20 protein-coding genes and 1 pseudogene are annotated in these 25,045 nt (G+C 61.4%); 13 read left to right on the forward strand and 8 right to left on the reverse strand.

The window, feature by feature from the left end; genetic code table 11:
* Positions 1-14 precede the first annotated feature (14 nt).
* The 5 genes from J4E08_RS16510 to J4E08_RS16530 form a co-directional block, all read right to left on the reverse strand.
* A complete protein-coding gene (locus J4E08_RS16510; RefSeq protein WP_183966904.1) occupies positions 15-827 on the reverse strand; it encodes an ABC transporter permease in 813 nt (270 codons plus the stop codon).
* Positions 824-1,678, reverse strand: coding sequence for an ABC transporter permease (locus tag J4E08_RS16515; RefSeq protein WP_349539443.1), 855 nt, complete (start codon positions 1,676-1,678; stop codon positions 824-826). The genes J4E08_RS16510 and J4E08_RS16515 overlap by 4 nt, the downstream gene beginning before the upstream one ends.
* Positions 1,675-2,733 carry an ABC transporter ATP-binding protein gene (locus J4E08_RS16520; protein WP_349539444.1) on the reverse strand — a complete coding sequence of 353 codons (1,059 nt, stop codon included), beginning with the start codon at positions 2,731-2,733 and terminating at the stop codon, positions 1,675-1,677. Before J4E08_RS16520 ends, J4E08_RS16515 begins: the two co-directional genes overlap by 4 nt.
* A gap of 3 nt (positions 2,734-2,736) precedes the next feature.
* Positions 2,737-3,768, reverse strand: a complete 1,032-nt coding sequence (locus tag J4E08_RS16525; protein WP_349539445.1) for an extracellular solute-binding protein — start codon at positions 3,766-3,768, stop codon at positions 2,737-2,739.
* A 108-nt stretch (positions 3,769-3,876) separates the two neighbouring features.
* The gene (locus J4E08_RS16530; RefSeq protein WP_349539446.1) at positions 3,877-5,523 is read right to left on the reverse strand and encodes a thiamine pyrophosphate-binding protein; all 1,647 of its coding nucleotides are present in this window, start codon (positions 5,521-5,523) and stop codon (positions 3,877-3,879) included.
* 417 nt (positions 5,524-5,940) lie between these two features.
* On the opposite strand from J4E08_RS16530, the gene J4E08_RS16535 reads away from it, so the two are divergent.
* The 9 genes and pseudogenes from J4E08_RS16535 to J4E08_RS16575 all read left to right on the forward strand — a co-directional run bounded on the left by J4E08_RS16535 (position 5,941) and on the right by J4E08_RS16575 (position 17,167).
* Positions 5,941-7,278 carry a methyl-accepting chemotaxis protein gene (locus J4E08_RS16535; RefSeq protein WP_183966893.1) on the forward strand — a complete coding sequence of 446 codons (1,338 nt, stop codon included), beginning with the start codon at positions 5,941-5,943 and terminating at the stop codon, positions 7,276-7,278.
* 226 nt (positions 7,279-7,504) lie between these two features.
* Positions 7,505-7,606, forward strand: a pseudogene (locus J4E08_RS16540) (IS5/IS1182 family transposase); the annotation flags it as partial.
* Positions 7,607-7,992: 386 nt separating this feature from the next.
* The gene (locus J4E08_RS16545; RefSeq protein WP_349539447.1) at positions 7,993-9,474 is read left to right on the forward strand and encodes a sugar ABC transporter ATP-binding protein; all 1,482 of its coding nucleotides are present in this window, start codon (positions 7,993-7,995) and stop codon (positions 9,472-9,474) included.
* A gap of 72 nt (positions 9,475-9,546) precedes the next feature.
* On the forward strand, positions 9,547-10,572 hold the full coding sequence (locus tag J4E08_RS16550) for an ABC transporter permease subunit (RefSeq protein WP_221235592.1): 1,026 nt from the start codon (positions 9,547-9,549) through the stop codon (positions 10,570-10,572).
* A gap of 106 nt (positions 10,573-10,678) precedes the next feature.
* Positions 10,679-11,677, forward strand: a complete 999-nt coding sequence (locus J4E08_RS16555) for a substrate-binding domain-containing protein (protein WP_183966887.1) — start codon at positions 10,679-10,681, stop codon at positions 11,675-11,677.
* 117 nt (positions 11,678-11,794) lie between these two features.
* Positions 11,795-12,553, forward strand: coding sequence for a GolD/DthD family dehydrogenase (locus tag J4E08_RS16560; protein WP_183966885.1), 759 nt, complete (start codon positions 11,795-11,797; stop codon positions 12,551-12,553).
* The gene (gene dhaL, locus J4E08_RS16565) at positions 12,553-14,334 is read left to right on the forward strand and encodes a dihydroxyacetone kinase subunit DhaL (RefSeq protein WP_349539448.1); all 1,782 of its coding nucleotides are present in this window, start codon (positions 12,553-12,555) and stop codon (positions 14,332-14,334) included. Before J4E08_RS16560 ends, dhaL (J4E08_RS16565) begins: the two co-directional genes overlap by 1 nt.
* A 122-nt stretch (positions 14,335-14,456) precedes the next feature.
* Entirely contained in the window at positions 14,457-15,113 is a 657-nt protein-coding gene (gene dhaL / locus J4E08_RS16570; protein ID WP_349539449.1) for a dihydroxyacetone kinase subunit DhaL, read from the forward strand.
* A 74-nt stretch (positions 15,114-15,187) separates the two neighbouring features.
* The gene (locus tag J4E08_RS16575) at positions 15,188-17,167 is read left to right on the forward strand and encodes a bifunctional sugar-binding transcriptional regulator/dihydroxyacetone kinase subunit DhaK (protein WP_349539450.1); all 1,980 of its coding nucleotides are present in this window, start codon (positions 15,188-15,190) and stop codon (positions 17,165-17,167) included.
* A 393-nt stretch (positions 17,168-17,560) separates the two neighbouring features.
* On the opposite strand, the gene J4E08_RS16580 is transcribed toward J4E08_RS16575, so the two are convergent.
* From J4E08_RS16580 to J4E08_RS16590, 3 genes are read right to left on the reverse strand one after another with little or no spacing between them, the layout of a single operon-like run.
* The gene (locus tag J4E08_RS16580) at positions 17,561-18,070 is read right to left on the reverse strand and encodes an Lrp/AsnC family transcriptional regulator (protein WP_183966879.1); all 510 of its coding nucleotides are present in this window, start codon (positions 18,068-18,070) and stop codon (positions 17,561-17,563) included.
* Positions 18,067-18,927 carry a VOC family protein gene (locus tag J4E08_RS16585; protein WP_349539451.1) on the reverse strand — a complete coding sequence of 287 codons (861 nt, stop codon included), beginning with the start codon at positions 18,925-18,927 and terminating at the stop codon, positions 18,067-18,069. The genes J4E08_RS16580 and J4E08_RS16585 overlap by 4 nt, the downstream gene beginning before the upstream one ends.
* A gap of 36 nt (positions 18,928-18,963) precedes the next feature.
* Positions 18,964-19,674 carry an SDR family oxidoreductase gene (locus J4E08_RS16590; protein WP_349539452.1) on the reverse strand — a complete coding sequence of 237 codons (711 nt, stop codon included), beginning with the start codon at positions 19,672-19,674 and terminating at the stop codon, positions 18,964-18,966.
* Between the two features lie 188 nt (positions 19,675-19,862).
* Between J4E08_RS16590 and J4E08_RS16595 the strand changes: the two genes are divergently transcribed.
* The 4 genes from J4E08_RS16595 (at position 19,863) to J4E08_RS16610 (ending at position 25,043) form a co-directional block, all read left to right on the forward strand.
* Positions 19,863-21,452: an ABC transporter substrate-binding protein gene (locus tag J4E08_RS16595; RefSeq protein ID WP_349539453.1), complete on the forward strand. Its 1,590-nt coding sequence runs from the start codon at positions 19,863-19,865 to the stop codon at positions 21,450-21,452.
* Between the two features lie 86 nt (positions 21,453-21,538).
* Complete coding sequence (locus tag J4E08_RS16600) at positions 21,539-22,528, forward strand: ABC transporter permease (RefSeq protein WP_349539454.1); 990 nt, start codon at positions 21,539-21,541, stop codon at positions 22,526-22,528.
* On the forward strand, positions 22,525-23,400 hold the full coding sequence (locus tag J4E08_RS16605) for an ABC transporter permease (protein ID WP_349539455.1): 876 nt from the start codon (positions 22,525-22,527) through the stop codon (positions 23,398-23,400). The genes J4E08_RS16600 and J4E08_RS16605 overlap by 4 nt, the downstream gene beginning before the upstream one ends.
* Complete coding sequence (locus J4E08_RS16610; protein ID WP_349539456.1) at positions 23,397-25,043, forward strand: ABC transporter ATP-binding protein; 1,647 nt, start codon at positions 23,397-23,399, stop codon at positions 25,041-25,043. The genes J4E08_RS16605 and J4E08_RS16610 overlap by 4 nt, the downstream gene beginning before the upstream one ends.
* Positions 25,044-25,045 lie beyond the last annotated feature (2 nt).

A 25,045-nucleotide genomic window follows, 5' to 3' on the forward strand; every position in this document is an offset into this window, starting at 1 on the left:
CTGACCCCGAAGGATCAGAAGGCGCGTTGCAAGCCGACGAGTTTCTGCACAAGGGCCACGCCAAGGATCGACAGCAGGATCGAGAGGGTCGCGGCGGCGGCAGCGGTGGGCTTGAACTCGTAGGTGAGGAAGTCGAACAGCGCGAGCGGCAGGGTGTTGCCCCCGAGCGGCTTGAGCAACAGCGAGATGGTGTAGAGATCGAAGCTGTTGATGAAGGCGAAGATCCCTCCCATCGCCAGACCCGGCATCACCAGCGGCAGGATCACCAGCCGGAAGGTTTGCCAGCCCGTTGCGCCAAGGCTTTGCGAAGCTTCCTCCAGCGCGTCCGGCACCTGCCGCATCGCCGCGGCGATCGACACGTAGGCATAGGGAAAGGACATCAGGATGTGCCCCATCTGCAGCCCCATAACGGTCTTTGCCATCTGGATCTTGTAGAGGAAGAACAGCAGCCCGACGGCGGTCAGCAGCTCGGGCACCAGCAGCGGCAGGGTCATGCCCAGCTGGTACCAGCCCGACAGGCGGCCGCTGATGACCTGGCCCGCCATGGCCGCCATCATCGCGACGGTCATGGTCACCACAGCCGTCACCGCACCGATGCGCAGAGACATCAGCAGCCCGTCCACCAGGTCCTGACGGTCGAAGAACTCGAAATACCAGCGCAGAGAGATGCCCTGCGGCGGAAATTCGATCATCAGCCCGTTGGTGAAAGACGCACCGATGATCATCACCAGCGGTGCCATCAGGAAAACATAGAGCAGCACGATCAGGATGCCGAAGCCGATGTTGACCGGCTTCTGGTGGGGGAAGGTGTTGGACATTTCGCTCATGCCTTGGACCTTTCCATGAGACGTGACGTGAGCGCGGTGAACAGCACCACGACAAGGATGCTCGAGAGCGACAGCACTATGGCCAGCGCGGAGCCGAAGGGCCATTGGAAGGTGCCGGTGAGTTCACCGATGATGAGCGTCGGCATGTAGCTGACCATCTGTCCGCCCAGCAGCGCGGGGGTCACGTAGGCCGCCACGGCAAGCACGTAGACGAGGATCATGCCGGGATAGATGCCGGGGAAGCTCAGCGGCAGTATGATGTCACGGAACACCTCGCGGCGGCTGGCGCCCATAGAGGAGGACGCCTCGACCAGCGTCGGGGAAATGTTGCGAAGTGCATTGTTGATCGGCAGAACCATGAAGGGCACGAAGACGTGGACCAAGGCCAAAATCACCAACCCTTGGGTGAACAACAGCCGCAGCGGCCTCTCTATGATCCCCAAGCCGAGCAACACCTCGTTCAGCGGGCCGTTCAGCGCGGCGGCGATCATCCAGCCGAAGTTGCGCACCAGCACCCCGGTCATGAGCGGTGACGCGATGCAGGCATAGAGGAAGACCGCCTTCATGCCCGTGGCCTTCGACATGTGCCACGCGATGGGATAGCTGACCATCAGACACAGCACCGCCACCACACCAGCGGTCAGCAGCGACCGCCCGAGCACGGCCCAGTAATAGCCGTCGCTCAGGATGCGGTCGTAATGCATCATGGTGAAATCGTCGCCGAAGGGCGCTGTTTCACCGGGGGTGCGAAAGCTCATCTCAACCATGTTCGTGATCGGCAGGATCATGAAGACGAAGATCAGCGCGATGGCCGGGATGGCCAGCAGAAGTTTCGGATTGCGCAGGGTCATGGCGTGACCTCTGGCATCAACCAGGCGTGGGTGTGATCGATAGCAATGCCCACCTCTTTGCCGGCCACCACTTGGTGGTTCGGCTCGGCAGCCAGCTTCAGCACCGATCCGTCGCTAAGCGTGATCTCGCAATGCAGCGCCGCACCGAGGAAGGCTGATTTCGTGACCGTTCCGCGGAAGGTGCCCGCCTCGGGCGTGGTCAACGAAAGTGCCTCGGGACGCAGCAGCAACTCGGCGGGGCCGGTGATGCCCGGGACACCCGCCAATTCCAGCGTGACCCCTGCGGCGGAGATGGTATAGCGGCCCTCTCCATGCGGTGTCACCGACTGGCATGGGATGAAGTTCGCCTCGCCGGTGAAGTCGGCGACGTAGCGTTCCACCGGCTTTTGGTAGATTTCGCGCGGGGTCGCGAATTGCGCCACGCGCCCCGCCTTCATCACGGCCACCATGTCCGACATGGCCATCGCCTCGGACTGGTCGTGGGTCACGTAGAACGCGGTGATGCCGGACTGCTGCTGCAAGTCGCGGATCAGCCAGCGCACCTCGTCACGCAGGCGCGCATCCAGGTTGGCCAGCGGCTCGTCGAGCAGGAGCAGCTTGGGTTTCAAAACCAGGGCACGCGCCAGCGCCACCCGCTGCTGCTGACCACCCGAGATGGCGCGCGGCAACCGATCCCCGAGACCGTCGAGGCGCACCAGCTTCATCGCGTCGTGCACCCGTGTGGTGATCTCCGGTTTGGGCAACTTCTGGATTTTCAAACCGTAGCCGATGTTCTCGGCTACGGTCATGTGCGGGAAGAGAGCATAGTTCTGAAAGACCACGCCGAAACCGCGACGGTTGGCCGGGGTCCCGAGGATGGACTCCCCGTCTACCGTGATTTCCCCACCATTGGCCTCGAGAAAGCCTGCAAGGCACCGCAAGGTGGTGCTCTTGCCGCAACCTGACGGCCCCAGGAGGGTCACCAGCTGGCCACTCTCGGCCTTCAGAGACACCCCGTCGAGTGCGAGGAAATCCTGATACCGCTTGCGCAGATCCCTGACTTCAACCGTCGCCATAACTCAGATCGTCCGTTCCCAGAGGTCGTTCAAGCCCGGCATGATTGCGAGCGTCTCGTCCCAGTCAAACCGGATGGCCTGGCTGACCACTTCGGGCTGGAGGGGCCACTTCTGAAGCTCCTCGGGCAGCTCCACGGTCTTGTTGACCGGCGCGATGAGCCAGTTTTCAGCCATCCACAGCTGGATTTCCGGCGACAGCACGAAGTTGATGTAGTCGAAGCCAAGCTGCTTGTCGGGGCTGTTCTTGAACACCGAGAAGGAGTGATCGAACACCAGCATGCCCTCTTCCGGCACAACGTAGTCGAGTGGGATGCCGGCCTCTTGCATCGCCTTGACCTCGCCAAGGTCGATCGGTGCCACGGCCACCTGGCCCTGCGACAGCAGCGGGGTGAGCTGTGCGGAATAGCCGATCTGCGGAAACGGACCCAGCTGCTTGAATTTCGCCACGGCCGTTTCGATGTCGTCGCGGCCCGAGCCGAAGTGCTCACCGGCCCACATCGCCATCATGGTCGCGGCGGAGTTGGTGATCTTGTAGAGGCCCAGCTGCCCCTTGAAACGCTCGTCCCAGAGGTCGGCCCAGCCTTTGGGCGGCTCGGAGACGAGGTCGGTGCGGTAGGCAATGACCAGCGGCGCCAGCATGCCGGTGACGGCGGTGTTGCCTTTCAGGATCGCGGGCTCGATCACATCGGCCATGTTCGGCACATTTTCGGGCGTAAGCTCCGCGAAATAGCCCTCGTTGCGGATCATCGCGGTGTATTTTTCGTTCAGCATGACCGCCGGGAACGGGGGGTTGTCCGGACCGGCTGCGCGGAAGTTGGAGATCCAGGCCATCCCGAGGCCGATGTCGAGATCGAAGTCCTTGCCGATCTGCTCGGCGAACTTCGGCATCACGTGCTGGCGCCAGTCGTTTTCCCAGCGCCCGCCGAACATATTCACAATAAACGTGTCGGACTGGGCGAAGGCCGGGGCACCGATCGCGCCGAGAGCCGCGGCCCCGACCGAGGTCTTTAGGAAGTTGCGTCTTGTGAAGGCCATGAAAGTAACTCCTGTTGGTTTTTTTATAGCATGGGCGGTTGCGTACCCGGGGAAGGAAGGCCGCAACCACCCGAGAACCCCACTGCGCAGCGGGATTTCGGGGCCGCCCTACATTTCGATCATCGTGGGGTCGAGACGCAGGTCGATCAAGACGGGGCCATCGCGTTCGGAGATGGCGGTGCAGGCCGTATCAAGGGTGGCGTCGTCGGTGACGCGCACCGTCGCGAAGCCCAGCGTTGCACAGGTCGTGGCAAAATCGATCCGGGCAATCATCGACAGCTCCGGGTCCATCTTGCGGTTGGTGAACTGCACATGCTCGGCACCGTAGCTGCCATCGTTGCACAGGATCACGATCAGGTCGGCCTTCTCCCGGACTGCCGTTACAAGTTCGCTCAGACCCGACAGGGTGAAGCCACCATCGCCAGCCAACAGCACGGTCGGGCGATCATCAATCGAGGTCGCTGCTCCGATCGCTTCGCCCAGCCCGCAGCCGATGGCACCGAAATGTGACGTATAAACAAGGTCCTGCGGCCGGGTGACGGGAAGATTGCGCCATGCGCTTGTGACGAACCGTCCGAGGTCGGCGACAAGCACCCGGTCCTCGGGCAGGGCCTGATGCAAACGGCGCAGCGCAGGCGCCATGTCTACCGTACCCGGCGCGGTCTTGGCCGCTGTCGGCACCCTGGCAAAATCTGTGGCTTCGGTGCGCAGGCGTTCGGCAAGGTCCGGGTCGGTGACCCCCGACCCGGGAATTTCGGCCATGTCCAGAAGCTCTGTGAGCGCGGTTGCGGTGCCGGCGAGATCACCGATCAGGCGCAGGGTCGCTGTATCAAGTCGAGGCGTCTCCTGGACATCCGGAAGGATCTGAACCACGCGCTTTCCCTTAGTATAGGCGCGCTCTTCGGTGGTGTGCTTGCTCAGGCTCGCGCCAAAGGCGAGGATGCAGTCCGATTGCATGATGACGTCGACGGCCGTAGGATGACTGAGCCCGCCGCAGATGCCTATGTTGAAGGGCTCGCCGTGGAACAAGCCTTGTGCCTTCAGCGTGGTAGCCAGTGGGGCTTCGATCCGTGCCGCAAGTGCGATCAGCGCCGCGCGGGCCTGAGGGGTAGCGGCCCCGCGGCCCGCAAGAATCAGCGGGCGACGGGCCGAAGCCAGCATCCCGGCTGCGTCTTCCAGCGGCTCGCCCGAGGCAGGAGCCATTGCGCAGTCGGGCACCGCAACGGTCGCGCCGGTCGCGGCAATGTCATCCCACATCAGATCGACCCGCATGTTGTAGACAACGGGGCACCGGCGATGCGCCGCGATGCGAAACGCGCGATCCAGATCCTCGATTGCGGTGGCCGGGCTGCGCATCTCGATAAAGACAGCGCCGGTGCTTGCCACGACCTCACGCTGGTCGATCTTCTGCAAGTGCTGAAGGTCACCGGGTGCCGTGTCGCCGCAGAGCACGACAAGAGGGATGCCGCCTCGCGCCGCCTCGGCCAAGGCCGTGATCACATTGGTCAGCGCCGGCCCGTGCGTGATCGTTGCCACACCGGTACGGCCCGTCGCTTGCGCAAAGCCAATGGCCGCCAGAACGGCGTTGGCCTCGTGCGTGCAGGCGACATAGCGGCCAAGCTCTGCATCAACGTAGGCGTCCACCATGAACAGGTTGGCATCTCCGACGAGGCCGTAGAGGTGGGTCGTCCCGTGGGAAGCCAAAGCTCGGGCCAACCCTTGATGCAACTTCAACGTGTCCGCCGTATCTTTCATGTCGTGCCGTATGCCTCATCCGTTTCTGAAGATCACCTTAGGGCGACCCGATGCGTGACAAAAGTTCATTTTATGAACTTGAAAAGTTCCATAAAGGAACCTTAATTTTGGCAAGACATTCGGGGTACAATCAGGCTTTCGCTGGCACTCTTCGATCAAATTGCGCGCGTCCCAAGAACGTCGCCGTGCGCCTTCCCGAAGAACGCGCGAGAACTTGAACGCTTGAGAAGTCCCTTTCAACGACGTGACTGCCAGTTGTGGGTGCGTTTCCGTGCCCAGTTACCGGGACCGATCGGCGAAACTGATGCCACTGCGCTGCACAGCGCAAAGGTTCTGTCCCACAACAAGGCCATCGGACATTAAAGGTTTGTACGCTTTTTGCCCCTATTACCGACTGCGATTAGGCAGGAGAACAGCATGTGGTTTCGACATCAGACGGCTTCCCAGGGTGATCAAACCATAGGGGCCCAGGAAGCTATCTTCCAAATTGTAGAGCGCACACAAGCCGTTATTCACTTCTCGCCAGACGGCATCGTCCTTGCAGCGAATAATCTTTTTGTTGATGCACTCGGCTACACCACCGAAGAGGTCGTCGGCCTGCACCACAGCGTTTTCGTGCAGAGGAAATTCAGAGAAACTCAAGCCTACCAAGACTTCTGGCAAAAACTTCGAGACGGCGAATTCTTCACAGATGAATTTCCCAGAGTGACAAAAGATGACAAGGTCATCTGGCTTTCGGCAACTTACGCTCCGGTCTTCGACAAAGCCGGCAAAGTCGTGCAAGTTACTAAAATTGCTACCGAAATCACCAAGCAACGGGAAGCAATCCATGCGATTTCCAAGGGACTCGAAGCCCTGAGCAACGGGAATTTGAGACATCGCATCAACCTGCCGTCACAAGATCGTATGAGAGAGGTGGCTGACAGCTTCAACTCTGCGGTCGAAAGCGTTTCGACCTTGATCGTACGGGTTCAAAATGTCGCCAGTTTGATTGATGCGATGTCACAGCAAATAACATCAAATACTTCAGATCTGTCACGGCGCACAGAAACTCAGGCAGCCACCTTGGAACAAACGGCAGCTGCTGTGGAAGAGTTGAGCAACCATTCGAGGTCCGCGTCGAATTATGCGCAGGAAGTCGGAAAAGAGGCGCAGACGACCAGAGTGGCGGCGGAAGATAGCAGCAAAGTCGTAAACGACGTTACTGATGCCATGACCAGGATTGAAAACTCTTCCGAATCCATATCCGAAATCATCTCGGTGATTGATGATATAGCTTTCCAAACCAACCTATTGGCATTGAATGCAGGCGTTGAAGCCGCACGCGCAGGAGAGGCAGGCCGTGGCTTCGCCGTTGTTGCTTCCGAGGTTCGACAGCTGGCCCAAAGGTCAGCCGCCTCCGCCCAGGAAATCAAGTCTCTTATAGGTCAAAGCACTGAGCACGTTCAGGAAGGAGCCGATCTGGTCAAAAAGGCTCGCAGCGATTTGGAAGCGATTTTCCGCGGTGTTGAGCTGATAAGCGAACGGATCGGAACTGTGGTAACCGGCCTCCAAGAGCAGACCTCTACTTTGACGGAAATTAATACTGCGGTTTCGCAACTCGACAGAGTGACGCAACAAAACGCCGCGATGGTAGGCGAGACAGCAAGCGTCACAACTGAGTTGTCTAAGAACAGCGTATCACTGTCTGACGCAATTTCGATTTTCGACATTGATGTGGTCGAGACAGAGTACAAAATTGCAGCAAACGAATAAACTGGAATTTAGATAACGCGCGATTTGACACATTTGGTTACCCTCGGTCCGGTGCGGGTCGGTATCAACAGGTATTACCTTGGCACTGACCTTCTTCTTCCGCCTGAGGAATAGGGAGGCCTTTCCACTTTGCTTTCAGGCCATCCGGAAAAACTTGGCCTTCACCAAGGCCATGAGGTCGACCCTCAGTGCACCGCGAAGCACGATTTCGGCAGCCTTGTGATCTAGGGGCAAGGACTGGAGGCGTGTTGCGACCCGCTATGACCGATGCGCAAAGGTGTTTCTCTCAGCCATCGCCCTCGCAGCTCTCGTAATCTACTGGTTATGAATCCTAACCCTAGCAGAACTGCTTGATTGAAGACTCGTCTCGGGCAGGCGCCCGCCGAAGCCCGGCCAAGTGCGCCCCGCCGCGTTCTTCGACATCCTCAAAATTGGCGCCCCCTACAGCACACCCGAAAGCTGATCGCCACACTTGGGAAACACAATTGAACACCTCTTAAGCCCGATTGCACATGCAAGGCCCTGCCTCACTCAATGTCGAGACGTCCTGGCATTGGCCGCAACCTGCGTCACAGCACCACGGAAACCCGGAACTTGAACTTTGTAAAAAACTTTTTGACAAATGTCAGAATTTAGGTAGCTTACCTAATGGAAGGAGCGGCCTGACAAAAGTCAGACGCTCGCCGGGCACAGACGGCAGACAGGGAGTACAAGATGCAACAACCACTGCTCGTGGCCGATGGCTTCAAGAAAGCCTTCAATGGAGTACCAGCCCTCAAGGATGGCCGTTTCCGACTGGAGCCGGGCTCCGTTCACGCGCTGTGCGGCGGCAATGGCGCGGGCAAATCGACTTTTCTGAAGATTCTCATGGGCATCCACCAGCGCGACGGCGGGGTGCTTTTGCGCAACGGGTCGGAAGTGGTATTCAACGATCCATCAGAGGCGCTGACCAATGGCATTTCCATCATTGAGCAAGAGCTAAGCCCCGTTCCGGCCATGACCGTCGCCGAGAACATCTATCTCGGGCGCGAGCCTGTGGGGTTCCTCGGGCGCGTCGACTTTCGCAAGATGAATGCCGATGCGCAGGCGCTGCTCGACGGTTTTCATTTCGGGATCCGCGCCGACACCATGATGATGGACCTCACCGTAGCGCAGACCCAGCTGGTCGAGATCGCCAAGGCCCTGAGCTATGACGCCGAAGTCATCATCATGGACGAACCCACCTCCGCCCTGGGCGAGGCGGAGGCCGACCAGCTGTTCGAGGCGGTGCGCACCCTCAAGGCACGTGGCAAGGGCGTGATCTACGTCAGCCACCGCCTGTCCGAGATCTTTAGGATCTGTGACAGCTACACGGTGTTCCGCGACGGCGCCTTTGTCGAGGATGGCGCGCTCAGTAATATCGACAAGGACCGGTTGATCAACCTGATCGTTGGCCGCCCCCTCGCCGAAGAATTTATCAAGGAAAACACCCCGGAAACCGAAGTCGCGCTGAGCGTGCGCAACCTGTCCGCAGCCCATGGCGTGGCCGAGGTGGATTTTTCGGTAAAACGCGGCGAGATCCTGGCGCTTTACGGTCTGCTCGGTTCAGGGCGGTCCGAAATATTCGACCGTCTCTTCGGCCTGTCGTCGGAAACGACGGGGGAGATCCTGATCGACGGTAAGCCGGTGAACATTACGACCCCCCGGCAGGCGATCGACGCAGGCCTGGCCTACGTCACGGAGGACCGCAAGGGGTCTGGGCTGGTGCTGTCAGGGGACGTCCGCGACAACCTCTGCCTTGCGACGCTTGACGCCATGTCGCCGCGCTTCGTGATGAATGGCCGCGCCGAGGCAGAGGCCGCCGAGCAGATGATCGATACATTGAACATCAAGACGGCGACGGACCGGCTGGGCGTGTCGAACCTGTCCGGCGGCAACCAGCAAAAGGTCGTTTTGGGCAAATGGTTCCTGACCGAGCCCGACATCCTGCTGCTGGACGAACCCACTCGCGGCGTCGACGTCGGGGCCAAGCGCGAAATCTACCGGGTCATGTCCGACTTCGCCCGCAACGGCGGCACCATCATCATGGTGTCCTCCGAAACGGACGAGGTGCTGGGCATGGCTGACCGAGCCGTTGTCATGCGCGACGGGCGCGTGGCCGGTGAACTGAACCGGGCCGAGATGTCGGCCGAAGGATTGCTGCACCTCGCCGTCTGACGCGCTGAGCCGGGGACGCTTTGAGCCCCCGCGCAGGACAGGCGACGTGCAAACCCCACAGGGAGAATTGACGTGGAACAGCAGATGAAGGCCGAAGCCCCCGCCGGGGCCGGCACCGAGCAAAAGCCGACGATGACGGACCGGATTGGCCCAATTGCGCAGCGATACGGCATTCTGATCGCGCTGCTGGTGCTTTGCGTGGCGCTGGCAATCGTCAGCGAGAACTTCCTGAGCTCGCGCAACATCATCAACGTGCTGAGGCAGACCTCGATCAACGGGATTCTTGCCATCGGCATGACCTTCGTGATCCTGACCCGCGGCATCGACCTGTCCGTGGGGTCGGTCGTGGCGCTGTCCGGCGTGGTCGCCGCCAGCTTTGCCACCACGTCCTCCTCGGCCTTCATTCCCGGCACTCCCTACATGGCCGCCATCCCGCTGATCATCGGCGTTGTCACGGGCATGGCAGTCGGTGCAATTTCGGGCCTTGCGGTGGCGCGCTACGCGGTGCCCGCGTTTGTCGCGACGCTCGGGATGCTGTCGGCTGCGCGCGGACTGACGTTGATCTATTCCGACGGGCGCCCGATCCCGGCGCTGACAGACGGCTTCCGCTGGATCGGAACGGGCGACATCGCGGGCATTCCCCTGCCGATTATCCTGTTCGCGCTGGTCTTTGCCGTCTCGCATTTCGTACTGACCCGCACCCGCTTTGGCCGCCATGTCTACGCGGCGGGCGGCAATCCGCACGCCACCAAGGTCTCCGGTATCTCGGTCAACCGCATCCGGTTTTCAGTCTACGTCATCTCGGGGGCCTTGGCTGGCATCGCGGGCATGGTTCTTGCGGCACGCACCGGGTCGGCACTGCCGCAGGCTGGCGTCGCCTACGAGCTTGACGCCATCGCGGCGGTCGTCATCGGCGGCACCAGCCTGGCGGGCGGAATTGGCCGGGTCAGCGGCACCGTGATTGGCGCCCTGCTGATCGGCGTCATGAACAACGGGCTCGATCTGCTGGGCGTGGAATCCTACTACCAACAGGTCATCAAAGGCGCGCTGATCGTCGCGGCGGTCATGCTCGACCGCTCCCGCAAGACAGAAGACTGACAGCCTGACCCTTCAAGAATTACCCCGGACGCGAGGGTGGCGCAGCCACCCTACCGGAGGAGCATGTCCGGGGCGGCTCCAAGATCGTCACCAAGGAGGAAACCACATGACGTTCAAGACTTTCACAACCACCGCAAGTGCCATGGCGCTGACCCTGTCGCTGGCCACCGGCGCAAGCGCGCAGGACGACAAGGTCAAGATCGGCGCGACCGTTTACGGCCTCAACGCCGAGTTCATGCAGCTGTGGGCCAACGCCGCCCAGCAACACCCTGCAGTGACCTCTGGCCTCGTTGACCTGACCGTCTTCGACGGCCGCTATGACGCGTTGGTCCAGCAGGACCAGTTCGAAACCATGATCACCCAAGGCTTTGACGCCATTGTCTTTGTCCCGATGGACATCGAAGCGGGCGCCACCGCGGTCGAGCTGGCCCACGAGGAAGGCATTCCGGTCGTCGGCTCCAACGCGCGGGTGAACAGCGATCTGCTGACCTCCTACGTCGGCTCGAACGACGTTAAGGCCGGCTACATGGAAGCCAAGGCCGTTCTCGACAAGATGAACTGCGAAGGCGACGTTGTCATCATCGAAGGCCCGATCGGCCAGTCCGGTGAAATCCAGCGTGGCGAGGGCAACGAACAGGCACTGGCCGAATGCCCGGACGTCAAGATCCTCGAACGTCAGACCGGCAACTGGTCCCGCGCCGAAGCGCAGAGCCTGATGGAAAACTGGCTGACCTCGCATGGGTCCGACATCAAGGGCGTGATCGCGCAGAACGACGAGATGGCGCTTGGCGCGATCGAGGCGATCAAGGCTGCTGGCATGGACCTGTCCGAGTTCTCGATTGCTGGCGTGGACGGTGTGACCGACGCGCTCAACGCAGTGAAACGCGGCGAGATGGACTCGATCCTGCAGGATGCGACCGGTCAGGCGCAAGGCGCCATCGACGTGGCAATCAAGGCAGTGATGCCCGATTACGAGCCGCAATCCTCGCTCTGGGCTGATTACCCTGAACTGGACTGGGCTGACGGTGCCGAAAGCCTTTATCAGGTTCCGTGGACCCCGGTGACTGGCGAGAACGTCGACAAGCTGCTGGCCGAGCGCCAGTAAGCCAGACCCAAGACGGCCCCGGCGTGATGCTCCCCACGCCGGGGCGACCTCCCGCAGCCCGAGGTTCAGGGCGCGTGGCTGCGGACGCACCTCCCCCCCCTCCTGAAAGGACATGACATGTCTGGACCCATCGATTTCTCACTTGCGGGCAAGACCGCCATCGTGACGGGCGCCGCCTCGGGCATCGGGGCCGCCATTGCCGAGGCGTTTGCCGCCTGCGGCGCGCGTGTGGCGTTGCTGGACATGAACCTCGACGCGGCGCAGTCCAAGGCGGACACGCTGGACGGCGAGGCGCGGGCCTTTGCCTGCAACGTGACCGACGCCGACAGCATTGCGACGGCCGTTTCGGATGTGAAAACCGCGTTCGGCGGCATCGACATTCTGGTAAACTCTGCCGGGATCGTGGACCTTGCCCCCGCCGAAGACCTGTCCGGCTCCGCATGGTCGCGCACCATCGACGTGAACCTGACCGGCAGCTTCCTGATGGCCCAGGCCGTGGGCCGCGTGATGATCGCCGCTGGCAACGGCGGGCGCATCATCAACCTCGCCAGCCAGGCCGGCTCCGTCGCCATCGACGGGCACGTCGCCTATTGCGCCTCCAAATTCGGCATCATTGGCGTGACAAAGACGCTCGCGCTGGAATGGGGCGGACATGGAATCACAGTCAATTCGATTTCGCCCACGGTCGTCCTGACCGAACTGGGCAAAAAGGCCTGGGATGGCCCCAAGGGCGACGCCATGAAGGCGCAGATCCCGGTGGGCCGCTTTGCCGAGCCGGAGGAAATCGCGGCATCAGCAGTCTTTCTCGCCTCCGGTGCGGCGGCGATGATCAACGGAGCCGACCTTTTGGTCGACGGCGGATATACGGTGAAATGATGACGGATCAGACAGGCACGCCCGGGACGGGCAAGGAAATGCAGCGCTTCATCAACGATCCGGATGATCTGGTGGATGAAACCGTTGCAGGCTTTGTGAAGGCGCATCGCGACCTCGTGCAGAAAGACCCGATGAATGCCCGCGTGGTGACCTCGCGCTTTGCCCCTCAGGAGGGCAAGGTCGGCATCGTCACCGGCGGTGGCTCCGGGCATGAACCGGCCTTCATCGGCTACACCGGGCGCAACATGGTGGACGCGGTCGCAGTCGGGGAGCTGTTTTCCTCTCCCACGGCAAAGAGCTTTGCCGATGCGATCCGCGCAGCAGATGGTGGCGCAGGGGTTGCGGTGCTTTACGGGAACTACGCCGGCGACAACATGAATGTCCGCATGGCCAAAGAGATGGTCACCCCCGAAGGCATCGAGGTGTCGACGGTCGTGGCGAATGACGACGTGTGCTCGGCCCCCCTGACCGACCGCGAAAAACGGCGCGGCGTGGCGGGCGAAATCTTCATGTGGAAGATCGGCGGCGCAAAGGCTGCGCTTGGCGGATCGCTGGACGAGGTGATCGCCGTTTCGCAACGGGCAGTGGATGCTACCCGCTCTGTCGGCGTTGGTCTTGGCCCCTGCACCCTGCCCGCCGTCGGGCATCCGAATTTCCAGATCGCACCGGGCACCATGGAGGTCGGCATCGGCCACCACGGAGAACCCGGCACGCGCGTCGAGCCATTGAAAGCCGCAGATGACGTGGCCGACGACATGCTCAAGATCGTGCTGGACGATCACGACCTGCCCGAGGGCACCGAAGTGGCCGTGTTGGTGTCCGGGCTTGGCGCGACGCCGATCAATGAGCTCTATGTTCTCTACGACCGGCTCGAAACCGGGCTGGAGGCGGCAGGCCTGCGGGTGCACCGCGCCTTTGTCGGCAATTACTTCACCTCGTTGGAAATGATCGGCGCGACCTTGTCGGTGATGGCGCTTGACGATGAACTGAAGGCATTGATCGACGTCGAATGCGCCTCGCCCGGCATGGTGGTGACTGGCGCACCGACGGCCCCTGTGGGCCAGGTCACACGCCGTACGCGCACGGCCACCGCTGGCGCGGCATCGGCCAAGGTGCCCCGCGCGCCGGAGCCGACCACAACGCCGATCTTGCCGCTGGCGGAGGCCTCCGGCATCGTCGAGGACATGGCCGCGGTTATCGTCGCCAACAAGGCGCATCTGTCAGAGATCGACGGGCTGATCGGAGACGGCGATCACGGCATCAACATGGCCAAGGGCTTTGGCCGTGCCGCCGAACGCATCGCCGGGCAGGTCATGCCGCTGGACAAGGCGCTGGAACAGCTCTCCGACGTGTTGATGTCGGAAATCGGCGGCTCCATGGGGCCACTTTACGGCTTCATGTTCCAGAACATGGCGCTGTCCATCGCTGAGCGCGATGCCATCGATGCCGAGGGTTTTGCCGCCATGATGCAGGCAGGGCTGGACGGGGTGCGTACCACAGGCTCGGCACAGGTCGGGGACAAGACCCTGATCGACTGCTTCGTGCCTGCGGTCGAAGCGTTCGACGCCACAAAGGCCACGGGTTTTTCCGAAGCGCTGACGGCAATGAGCAAGGCTGCCGAAACGGGCCGGGACAGCACCGTGGATATGGTGGCAAAGCTCGGGCGGGCTGCACGTCTGGGTGAACGGTCGCGCGGCGTGCCGGACGCCGGAGCTACGTCCTGCTGCCTGATCCTGAACGAGCTGGCCGACGCCGTTGCGCGCCGCCTGATCTCGGCCTGACCCTTGTGCTGCGGCCCCGATCCCGCCGGGGCCGTATTGCGCGCCGGGCCGCCGGACGGTATGCAGCAGAACGCCGCGCTGTCGAAAATGCCAGCGGCAGCCTTCGATCCGGAACCAGTGCCATGTCCAGCTTTACCCGATCCGACCTGACCGACCTGTTTCGTGCCTTTGCCCAGCGCATGGCCGCTGAACGGACCCTTCTGGGCGAACTCGACGGTGAGATCGGGGATGCGGACCATGGTGTCGCCATGGCCGACGGGTTCGAGGCCGCCGCCCGCGCGCTCGCCAATGTAGAAGACGAAAACCAGACGCTGGGGGACGGATTCACACTGGCGGGGCAGGTCTTGCTGAATGCTGTTGGGGCAACGACGGGGCCGCTATATGCCAGCGCCCTGACCCGTGCCGCCACTACCTTTGGTCCCGAGCAAGAGGTTCCATTCGATCACTTGCCTGCGCTGATCCCCGCTATATTCGAAGGCGTCGAAAGACGTGGCCACGGAAAGCCCGGCGACAAGACCATGCTGGACGCGTGGTGGCCTGCCGCTCATGTGGTGACGCATGAAGACCACGCCGCAAGTGGCACGGTCGAATGCCTCCGCGCCGCCGCACAGGCCGCCGCCAAAGGCGCAGAAGACACCCGCGCCATGATGGCGTCGCGCGGGCGCGCGGCCCGTCTGGGGCCACGCAGCATCGGACACCTCGATCCCGGTGCGGTCTCTGCCGCTGCCTTGTTGGACGTGTTGGCCAGCTGGGCCGCCGACCATGAGCGGCTGACCTGATGCCCGCGCGAGGAACCCCGCGGAGCGCAGCGCCCACTGGGGACAAGCGTGCCCCGACCCGGTTTGGCGAAGACATGCTGCTGTGGGCGGCCTGGCTCTATTATGAAGAGGGCCTGACGCAGGCAGAGATCGCCACGCGGATCGGCGTCTCCCGTCCATCGGTCAACGCTTACCTTGCCGACGCCCGCACGCGCGGCATCGTCTCCATCGAAATCGACCCTGACCGGTTCCGCGCGCTGACTTTGTCGCAGGCCATGCAAACCCATTTCGGACTGAACGACTGCATGGTCATCCCTTCGGACGGCAACGACAATCCATTGACGGATCGGCTTGGCGCCGCTGCCGCCCAGGTTCTCAGACATCTGACAAAGTCGGGCGAGACTGTTGCCGTGACCTGGGGGCGGACGATGTTGGCCATGGCCAGCCACATGTCGCATGGCGCGCTGCGAGATGTCCGCATCGTGCAGGCCACGGGCAGCACCACGGCCAAGATCCCCTGGACTCCCGAAGCCTGCGCCACCCGCCTTGCAGAAAACCTCGGCGCGCGGTGCATCCCCCTGTCCGCCCCGGCCATTGTATCGACCGCCGAAGTTCGGGACATGCTATTGCACGAACCCGTCCTTGCCGAGCAAATGGAGGTCCTGGCGCAAGCCGATCGTATCGTTCTCGGGATTTCCTCGCTCCGGCCCGAAAGCACGATCCACACCAGCGGCCTTTTCGACGAAGTTTCGATCCGCGACCATTACCATGCCGCGGTGGGCAGCATCGCAGGCCGCATGATTTCCGCCAACGGCGCACGGGTGGATGGTCCGCTGGAGGGGCGCACCATAGGCATGGATCTGGACATGATCCGCAAGGTGCCGGAGCGCATGGCCGTCGCCGGCGGCATGGACAAGGTGCAGGCCATTCTGGCCGCCCTGCGCGGCGGCTATGTCTCGACGCTCGTCACCGATGCCGATACGGCCCGGGCGATCCTGACCTCCGAAGGCTACGAAGACCGCCCGCCCCGCAGGCCCGACGCCCCTTCTGAGGCCCTGCCAGAGCGCACACGGGTCAAGAAATTCCTCAACCGCCCACGCGATGCTGTGGACGAGGCCATCGCAGGCGCGCTTTTGGCGCATGAAAGCATCCTCGCCCCGGTGGATGGCGCTTCGCGTGCGATCCGCGCCCGGCACGGGCCACGCCCCGGCAAGGTCGGGCTGGTGATCGGCGGCGGCTCCGGCCATGAACCGGGCTTTCTGGGCTACGTCGGCCAAGGCATGGCGGATGCAGTTGCGGTGGGCAATATCTTCGCTTCGCCGCCGCCGGACCCGATCCTTGCCGCCACGAAAGCGGCGGATGGCGGCACTGGGGTGCTGCACATCTTCGGCAACTTCTCGGGTGACCTGATGAACTTCGAGATGGCCGCCGAAATGGCCGAAGCGCAGGGCATTGCCGTTCGCACCGTGGTGACCACGGATGACATTGCCTCGGCCCCTTTGGACACGCGCAGTGCCCGACGCGGGGTGGCTGGCAATGTCTTTGTCTTCAAGGTGGCGGGCGCGGCGTGCAACAGGATGCTGCCGCTGGACAAATGCGCCGCCATTGCCGCGCGGGCAGCGGACCGCTGCCTGACCATGGGTGTCGCGCTGGAGCCCGGCGCCTCTCTCGACACTGGCCGCCCGAGCTTTCGGCTTGGCCCGGACGACATGGAAATCGGCGTCGGCGTGCATGGCGAACCGGGGGTCGCCCGAACGCAGGTGAAATCTGCCGATGAAACCGCTGACCTCATCGTTGACCGCATATTGGACGAGATCAATCCCGCCAACGGCACCGAGGTCGCCCTGCTCGTCAACTCCTTGGGCAGCACCCCTCAGATGGAGCTCTATATCCTGAACCGGCGGCTGCGGCGTCGACTAGAGGCGCATGGGATCACCGTTCATCTCACGCTGCTGGGCCATTACTATACATCGCTTGACATGGCCGGCGTCTCGATCACGGTGATGCAGCTCGATCTGGAGCTGAAGGAGCTGTTGAATGACCCATGCGACAGCCCAGCCTGGAGCCGCGCCTGACACGGCAGAGCACACGCTTCAGACCGATTTGGGTGTCCCGTCGATCATCTCCTTGCCTCCCCGCATTGGCTTGCGCGCCTTCTGCCACCATCAGAGCCATTGAGGCTTTACGTCATCCGCAGTTTTGTCGTCGCAAAGGTCCGGTCTCGGATGAAGGGTCGGTTAAAAGCGCGGGGCGAAGCCGACACCAAGGCGCACGCCATGACATTCAAGGCTTGAAATGCCGACCGCCTCTGGCTGCACAATGGCGCAATCCGCCTCCTGGATCTCCACTGAGGGCCGCATCAAGAATGACCCCGTCCGATCACCGCGACACATGATGCTGCCGCACCGGGGTGTCCGACCTCACGGCGTTGGTCGCGGGCCTGCTAAAGTCGCCCGAGAGAGCGTTTCTCAGAGGTATTTTGTCGGAATCGATGTGGTGAACTTCAATTCTTCCATCGAGATCATCGAATTGACCTGACTGAACTCCAACCGTTCAATCATCTTTTTATAGACAAGATCATAGGCGCTCATATCCGGGACGACGACCTTCAAGATATAGTCGATCGTGCCTGTCATCCGATAGGCTTCGACAACTTCGGGGATTTCGTCGATCAGATCGCAAAACCGCTGCAACCACCCGATTTCATGACGCGGCGTGGTGACCCCGATGAAAATCGTCATGGGGACATTGGCCCGCACCTGATCAACCAGCGCCACGCGCTTTTTGATCAACCCGGCTTCCTCCATCCGTTTGATCCGTCGCCAGCAAGGTGTCGGCGACAGACCAACCGCGTCCGAGATGGCACTGATCACCGTGTCACTGTCACGCTGCAGGATATCGAGAATCTTCTGATCAATGTCATCAAAGGTGATCGTGTCGGCCGACTTCGTCCCGGTTTTGCGCTGTTTTTCTGTCATGCTGGCACAAATTCGACAATGACGCCCGACGCGTGTTCGGGCGCAACTGCCAGTCCCGTCTGCGTGACAATCGGGGCGAGACCGGCATCGTCCAGACATTGGCGCGCAGCATTCATGTCGGTCACCTTGACCCGCAAAGACGTGAAGGCCCCCTTGGCGGTCAAAGACACATCGACACCGGGGTAAAGCGCCTGCATCGCATCTTGTGACATCAGGACAAGCGGCGCAGAATTGGCGCCGGTATTGACCGTCACGCGACCGTTGGTCTCGCTGGTCGACCCGTCAGCCCACAACCGCGCGAAGCGTTTTCCATCCGCTTGCCGGTTTTCGGACAAGGCAAGGATCGCATCAAGGCCACAAGCCGTGTTGGCATGGGTCAGCAGCTCGGGCAGCCAGACGGTTTCGGGCGTCTTGTGCTGGCACATGAAGACGGATCCAAAGGGCAGTTCCGCATCGTCAAAGACCACCGTCGAAAAGGCCGCCATCGCCGACCCACCGTCGGGCAGCGGCACCGGGCGCTCGAAACTGCCAAGACCGTGCGTCCCGATGCCAAGCTCCGCAAGCTGAGTTGCCGCAGCCTCGGCGGTGCCGATCCGGCAGGCGATCGCGTGCAGCCCCTGCCCCTGTTCTGTCAGCGCCTTGCCGCGCGCCGCATTCAGCGGCGTTGCGCGCAGCAGGCCCAACAATTCGAAATAGTCGTCAGGAAACATGATGGTGTAGTTGGCAGACCCCTTTGCCTCGGAATGCAGGCCACGCGGCGACAGGGTGAACCCAAACGCCGCATATTGCGCAGCGGCCTTGTCCAGATCCTGAACCAGAGCAAAACAGTGATCTATACCTTTGACAGGATGAGACATTTCATTTTCCTTTCAAATGTGAAACTGGGGCGGAACTCACTTGCGCACCGGAGCCAGTAGAATCTCGTGCACTGCAACGACCGGGTTCATATGCGCCACGTAAAGTGCGGTTTGCGCCATGTCCTCGGGCTGAATCATATGGTCCAGTGTCGAGACATCGAAACCGGGGCGTTTCGCCAGCAGCGGGGTTGCGACCTCTGCCGGGCAGAGCGCGGTCGAGCGGATGCCGTTTACGCCCTCTTCGGCGTTCAGACTGGCGGAAATATCGGACAGCGCGTGCTTGGATGCGCCATACGCGACGCCACCGTTCGGCGAATGGAACCGGCCCGCCCAGCTTGAGGTGTGGATCATGATTCCGTCTTGCTGGCCGCGCATGATCGGCAGACAAGCGGCAATCACATTCAGCGTCCCGGTTATGTTTATTTTCAGCAGGTTGTCCCAGCTTTCCCAGTCCAGATCGGCCCAACGGCGTTGCGGAATGTTCAGTCCGGCGTTATTGCAAAGGATGTGCAGACCATCGCCCCATTTGGCAATCTTTTGTGCGGCCTCAAGCATGCCTTGCCGGTCGGTTACATCGCCCGGGACCACCAGAACCCTTTCGCTGTCGGGACATCTGGCGGCGACCTCTTCCAGCGCCTGCACGCCGCGCCCCGTCAAGGCAACACGAAAGCCCGCCTTGGCAAAACCCAGAGCAACCGCAGATCCTATGCCCGATCCTGCACCAGTGACCCAAACCGTTTTCAGCATTATGGCCTCTTAAAATGACTGCATGCTAAATATTTATCCCAGTTAAGTTCTAAAACATAGTATTTTTTTCTATTTTATATTCACGAGTTAGATTTTCATTGACTACCCCTGCGTCATGCGCAGTGTTGAAGCAGAGCGAAAGCAAAATCGCGATTCCAGCAAGGAGTCCGACAGAAAGGGAGCTTTACATGAAGAAACAACTGATCGGCCTTGGCGTCGCATGCTTGACCGCAAGCACCGCACTGACGCCCGGCGCGGCTTCGGCGCAGGAGGTCAAGAAGGGTGGCACAGCCATCATTCACATGATTTCCGAACAGCGGACCCTGAACCCCGCGCTGCGCGCATCGACAGGCGTCTACAACATCAGCGGCAAAATCGTCGAACCGCTGATCGACAGAAGCTACGACGGCTACGAGCCCGTACTGGCGACCGACTGGTCCGATTCGGACGACGGCCTGACCATCACGGTCAAGCTGCGTGAGAACGTCCGCTGGCACGACGGGGAGGATTTCACCTGTGATGACGTGTCCTTTACCGCCATGGAGATGTGGAAAGAGCTGCTGAACTATTCGTCGGCTCTGCAAGCCAACCTGGAATCGGTCGATTGCCCCGACCCGCACACGGCCGTGTTCAACTATTCCAAGCCGATGCCGCTTGATCTGTTCGTGGCCGCCATGCCCGACCTTGGCCACCCGATGCCCAAGCACCTGTACGAGGGCACCGACATTCTGAACAACCCGTACAACACGGCGCCTGTCGGCACCGGGCCGTTCAAATTCGTCGAATACGAACGCGGTCAATATGTGATGGCTGAAAAGAACGACGATTATTGGCGCGAGGGCTTTCCTTACCTCGACCGCATCGTCTGGCGGTTCATCAAGGATAAATCTGCCGCTGCGGCCGCGCTGGAAGCGGGCGAAGTCCACGAGTCCGGCTTTATCGGTGTGTCGATGGCCGATGTGGTCCGCCTGTCAGAGGACGACCGTTTTGATGTCGGCACCGAAGGCTACGAAAACAACGTCGCCCACTCGACCGTCGAGTTCAACCACCGCAACCCGATCCTTGCCGACCTGAAGGTGCGGCAGGCCATCTATCACGGTCTGGACATCGATTATGCCATCGACACGATCATGCGCGGCTTTGCGGCCCCCGGTCGTGGGCCTGTTCCGAAAGCCGGTGGTGACAACTACACCGACGACGTGAAAACCTATGAGTATGATGTCGAGCTGGCAAAAAAGATGCTGGATGAGGCCGGTTATCCCGTCAAAGACGACGGCTTCCGCTTCAAGCTGCGTCACCGCCCTGCCCCGTGGGGGGAATACACCCAGCTCTGGGGTGAATACTTTGCGCAAGCCATGCGAGAGATCAACATCGACGTTGAGATCCTGACAAACGACGCGCCCGGTTTCCTGAATGGCGTCTACCGCGATCATGATTTCGACACAGCGAACGGCTGGCACCAGTTCCGGTCGGATCCTGCGGTGTCTACGACTGTCTGGCTGCGCTCGGGCCAGCCCGAAGGAACGCCGTGGTCCAATCAGTTTGGCTGGAAAAGCGAAGAGATGGATCAGATGATCGACGACGCAGCCTCCGAGCTTGACCCGGACGCGCGCGCCGAGATGTATCACGAGATCCAGCGCAAAGAGATGGAAGAAATCCCCGTGATCTTTGCCATCGAGCATCCCTTCATCTCGGTCACGTCGAAGAAGCTGAAGAACCACCACAACACGCCGCGCTGGAACTCTTCCAGCTGGTACGATCTGTGGCTCGACGAATAATCCGACCTTCGGGCAGGCCGCTGTCGGCCTGCCCGCTCCCAAGACCGCAAGCCCCTTTGCCTGCGCGCATCTGAAAGAATTTCGCGATGAAACCGACCATTCCCCCGTTGCTGATCTATGCCCTGAGGCGCCTTCTACAGGCCATTCCGGTCATTATCCTGATTATGATGGGCACCTTCCTGCTGCTCAAAATGGCCCCCGGCGACACGGTTGACGCGCTGGTCGGCGACATGGGGGGGGCCGACGCTGCCTTTATTGCTCGGCTGCGGGCGGAATACGGATTGGACCAGCCGATCTGGGTGCAGCTCTGGCGGTACATGGTCAAGCTGGCGACATTCGATCTGGGGCGGTCCTTCGTGTATGAACAACCGGTGGCAACCGTTCTGATGGATCGCCTTGGCACCACCTTGCTGCTCATGGCGACATCGCTCAGCCTGGCCTTTTCGATTGGTATCACGCTGGGGGCGTTTGCAGCACGGCGCGCCTATTCGCTGACCGACAACCTGATTTCCACACTGGGGCTGATTTTCTACGCAACACCCAGCTTTTTCCTGTCGCTGATGATGATGCTGCTGTTCTCGGTCAAGCTGGGCTGGCTGCCTGTGGGCGGGATCAAGACCATTGCAGGGTTTTACACCGGCTGGGATCACGTCGTGGACGTGGCACGCCACCTGGTCATGCCTACGGCGGCGCTGTCGCTGATCTATCTGTCGTTCTACCTGCGCCTGATGCGGTCGTCGGTGATGCAGGTCGCAGATCAGGATTTCGTGCGCACGGCCCGAGCCAAGGGCGCCGGCGAGACACGGTTGATGGTGCATCACATCATGCGCAACGCCCTGTTGCCTGCGGTCACCCTGTTCGGTCTGCAATTTTCCACCCTGCTGGGGGGATCGGTGGTGGTTGAAACCATCTTTACGCTGCCGGGACTGGGGCAACTGGCCTACCAGTCGGTGATCCAGCGCGACATGAACACCCTGATGGGCATCATCTTTTTGTGCTCGATCATCGTGATCCTCGTCAATTTTCTAACCGACCTGCTTTACGCACGTCTCGACAGCCGGATTGAACTCTCATGACTGTGCTTGATACTGATCTGCGACCGGCAGAACCGCCCCGCTATGTTGTCTTCTGGCAGCGCTACCGACGCAACCGCGCAGCCCTTCTGGGACTGTTCCTGTTCGCCATCGTCGTGCTGATGGCGCTGACCGCAGGTCTGGTCGATCCGGGCGATCCGCTGCGCCGCGCCGGTCAACCACTGGTGGCCCCCTTTGTGAATGCCTCCACTCCGCTGGGAACCGATCAGCTGGGCCGCAGCATCCTGTCGCAACTGTTCTACGGCGCCCGGATTTCGCTGCTGGTTGGCGTTCTCGCCACGCTGGTGTCGATCATCATCGGCATCGTGATCGGCGCGCTCGCGGGATACTTTGGCGGTTGGGTGGACGACCTGCTGATGCGAGTGACCGAAGCGTTTCAGACCATCCCGAACTTTGTGCTGTTGCTGACTCTCGTGGCCATTCTCGGCTCCAAGATCGAGTGGATCACCGTGGCGATCGGCGTCGTCAGCTGGACGGCCCCCGCCCGCATGGTGCGCGCCGAATTCATGTCCCTGCGCAACCGCGAATTCGTCGATGCTGCACGCAATCTCGGGGTGTCGAATACATCATTGATCTTCCGTGAGATCCTGCCCAACGCCCTGCCGCCGATCATCGTCTACGCCTCGGTCATCATGGCGTTGTCGATCCTGCTGGAAAGCGCTCTGGCTTTCCTCGGTCTGGGCGATCCGAACTACGCAAGTTGGGGTAACATGATTGGCCAGGGCCGCGCCGTGCTGCGCACCGCCTGGTACTGTTCGGCCATTCCGGGCATCGCCATCGTGCTGACAGTCCTGTCCTTCTCACTTCTCGGCGAAGGCCTGAACGACGCAATGAACCCGAGGCAGAAACAATGACCGTCGAAGCAAAGCCCATTCTAAAGGTTCGCGATCTGCGCATCGCCCTGCCAAAAGGCTCTGACCGTCCGTTCGCGCTGCAGGGTCTGAACCTGGATGTCCACGCGGGCGAAATCGTCTGCATGGTGGGCGAATCCGGCTCGGGCAAATCCTTGTCGGCGGGCGCCATCATGCGCTTGTTGCCGGAACCGCATGTCACGGTGGCAGGGGGGGAGATCACCTTTGAAGGCGAAGACCTGCTGGCCAAATCGGAAGCGGAGATGCGCAAGCTGCGCGGCAACCGGATTTCGATGATCTTTCAGGAACCGATGACCGCGCTGAACCCGCAAAAAACCGTCGGCTGGCAGATTGACGAGGTTCTGAAACTGCACATGGGCGTCGAGCGCAAGGAGCGTCAGGCCCACGCGATTGAAATGCTCAAACGTGTGCATATCCCGGACCCTGAATCCGCATACAACGCCTACCCTCACCAGATTTCCGGCGGTCAACGCCAGCGCGTGATGATCGCGATGGCATTGGCTTTGTCACCCAAAATGGTGATTGCAGACGAGCCGACAACAGCGTTGGATGTGACGACGCAGTTGCAGATCCTCAAACTGATCCGCGACCTGCAAAAAGAAGAGGGCGCAGGCGTCTTGTTCATCACCCATGACTTTGGCGTCGTGGCTGAAATCGCCGATCATGTGATCGTGCTCCGCCAGGGCGAGGTGGTCGAACAAGGTCCCGCGGGTCAGGTGCTCAACGATCCGCAACATCCCTACACCCAGGCGCTGATTGCATCGGTCCCCGATCTGTTGCCGCCCCCGCACAAACCCGTCACCACCCGTCCGACTGTGCTGAAGGGCACAGGCCTTCGCAAAACCTTTGCTGCGCGCGGCGGGCTGCTGACTGGCAAACGCAAGGCCGTGGTCGCGGTCAAGGATCTCAGCTTTGAGCTCCATCAGGGCGAAACACTGGGTGTCGTGGGCGAATCCGGGTCAGGCAAGACCACGGTGTCGCGTCTGGTCACCCGCCTGCTGGACGCCGATGCCGGCGCGGTCGAAGTGGACGGCACCGACCTGCTGGCCTGCAGCCCCGCCGAGCTGCGCGGTATGCGCAAGCATATCCAGATGGTGTTTCAGGACCCGATGGCATCGCTCAACCCGCGCAAGCGGGTGGTAGATATCATCGCCCAAGGACCGATCGTGCATGGTGAAGACCCTGAAAAGGCCCGTGCCCGCGCCCGTGAGCTTCTGGAACTGGTCGAACTGTCACCCGCCGCCGCCAACCGCTTTCCGCACGAGTTCTCGGGCGGCCAGCGACAACGCATCGGCATCGCCCGCGCGCTTGCAATGGAACCAAAGGTCATCGTCGCGGACGAGCCTGTCTCGGCGCTGGATGTCAGCGTTCAGGCGCAAGTGCTGAAACTGCTGGCCGAACTGCGCCACCGGATGAACCTGTCGCTGCTGTTCGTCACCCACGACCTGCGCGTCGCAGCACAACTCTGCGACCGCATTATCGTGATGCAAAAGGGCGAAGTGGTCGAGGCGGGCTTTACCGCCGAGGTCTTTGCCGACCCGCAGCACCCCTACACCCGCAACCTGCTTGCATCGATACCGGGGCGCACGTGGACGCCCCCCTATCGCAAGACAGACGCCGCCTAAGG

The organism is Sagittula sp. NFXS13, assembly GCF_040148795.1.
Classification (GTDB): domain Bacteria; phylum Pseudomonadota; class Alphaproteobacteria; order Rhodobacterales; family Rhodobacteraceae; genus Sagittula; species Sagittula marina.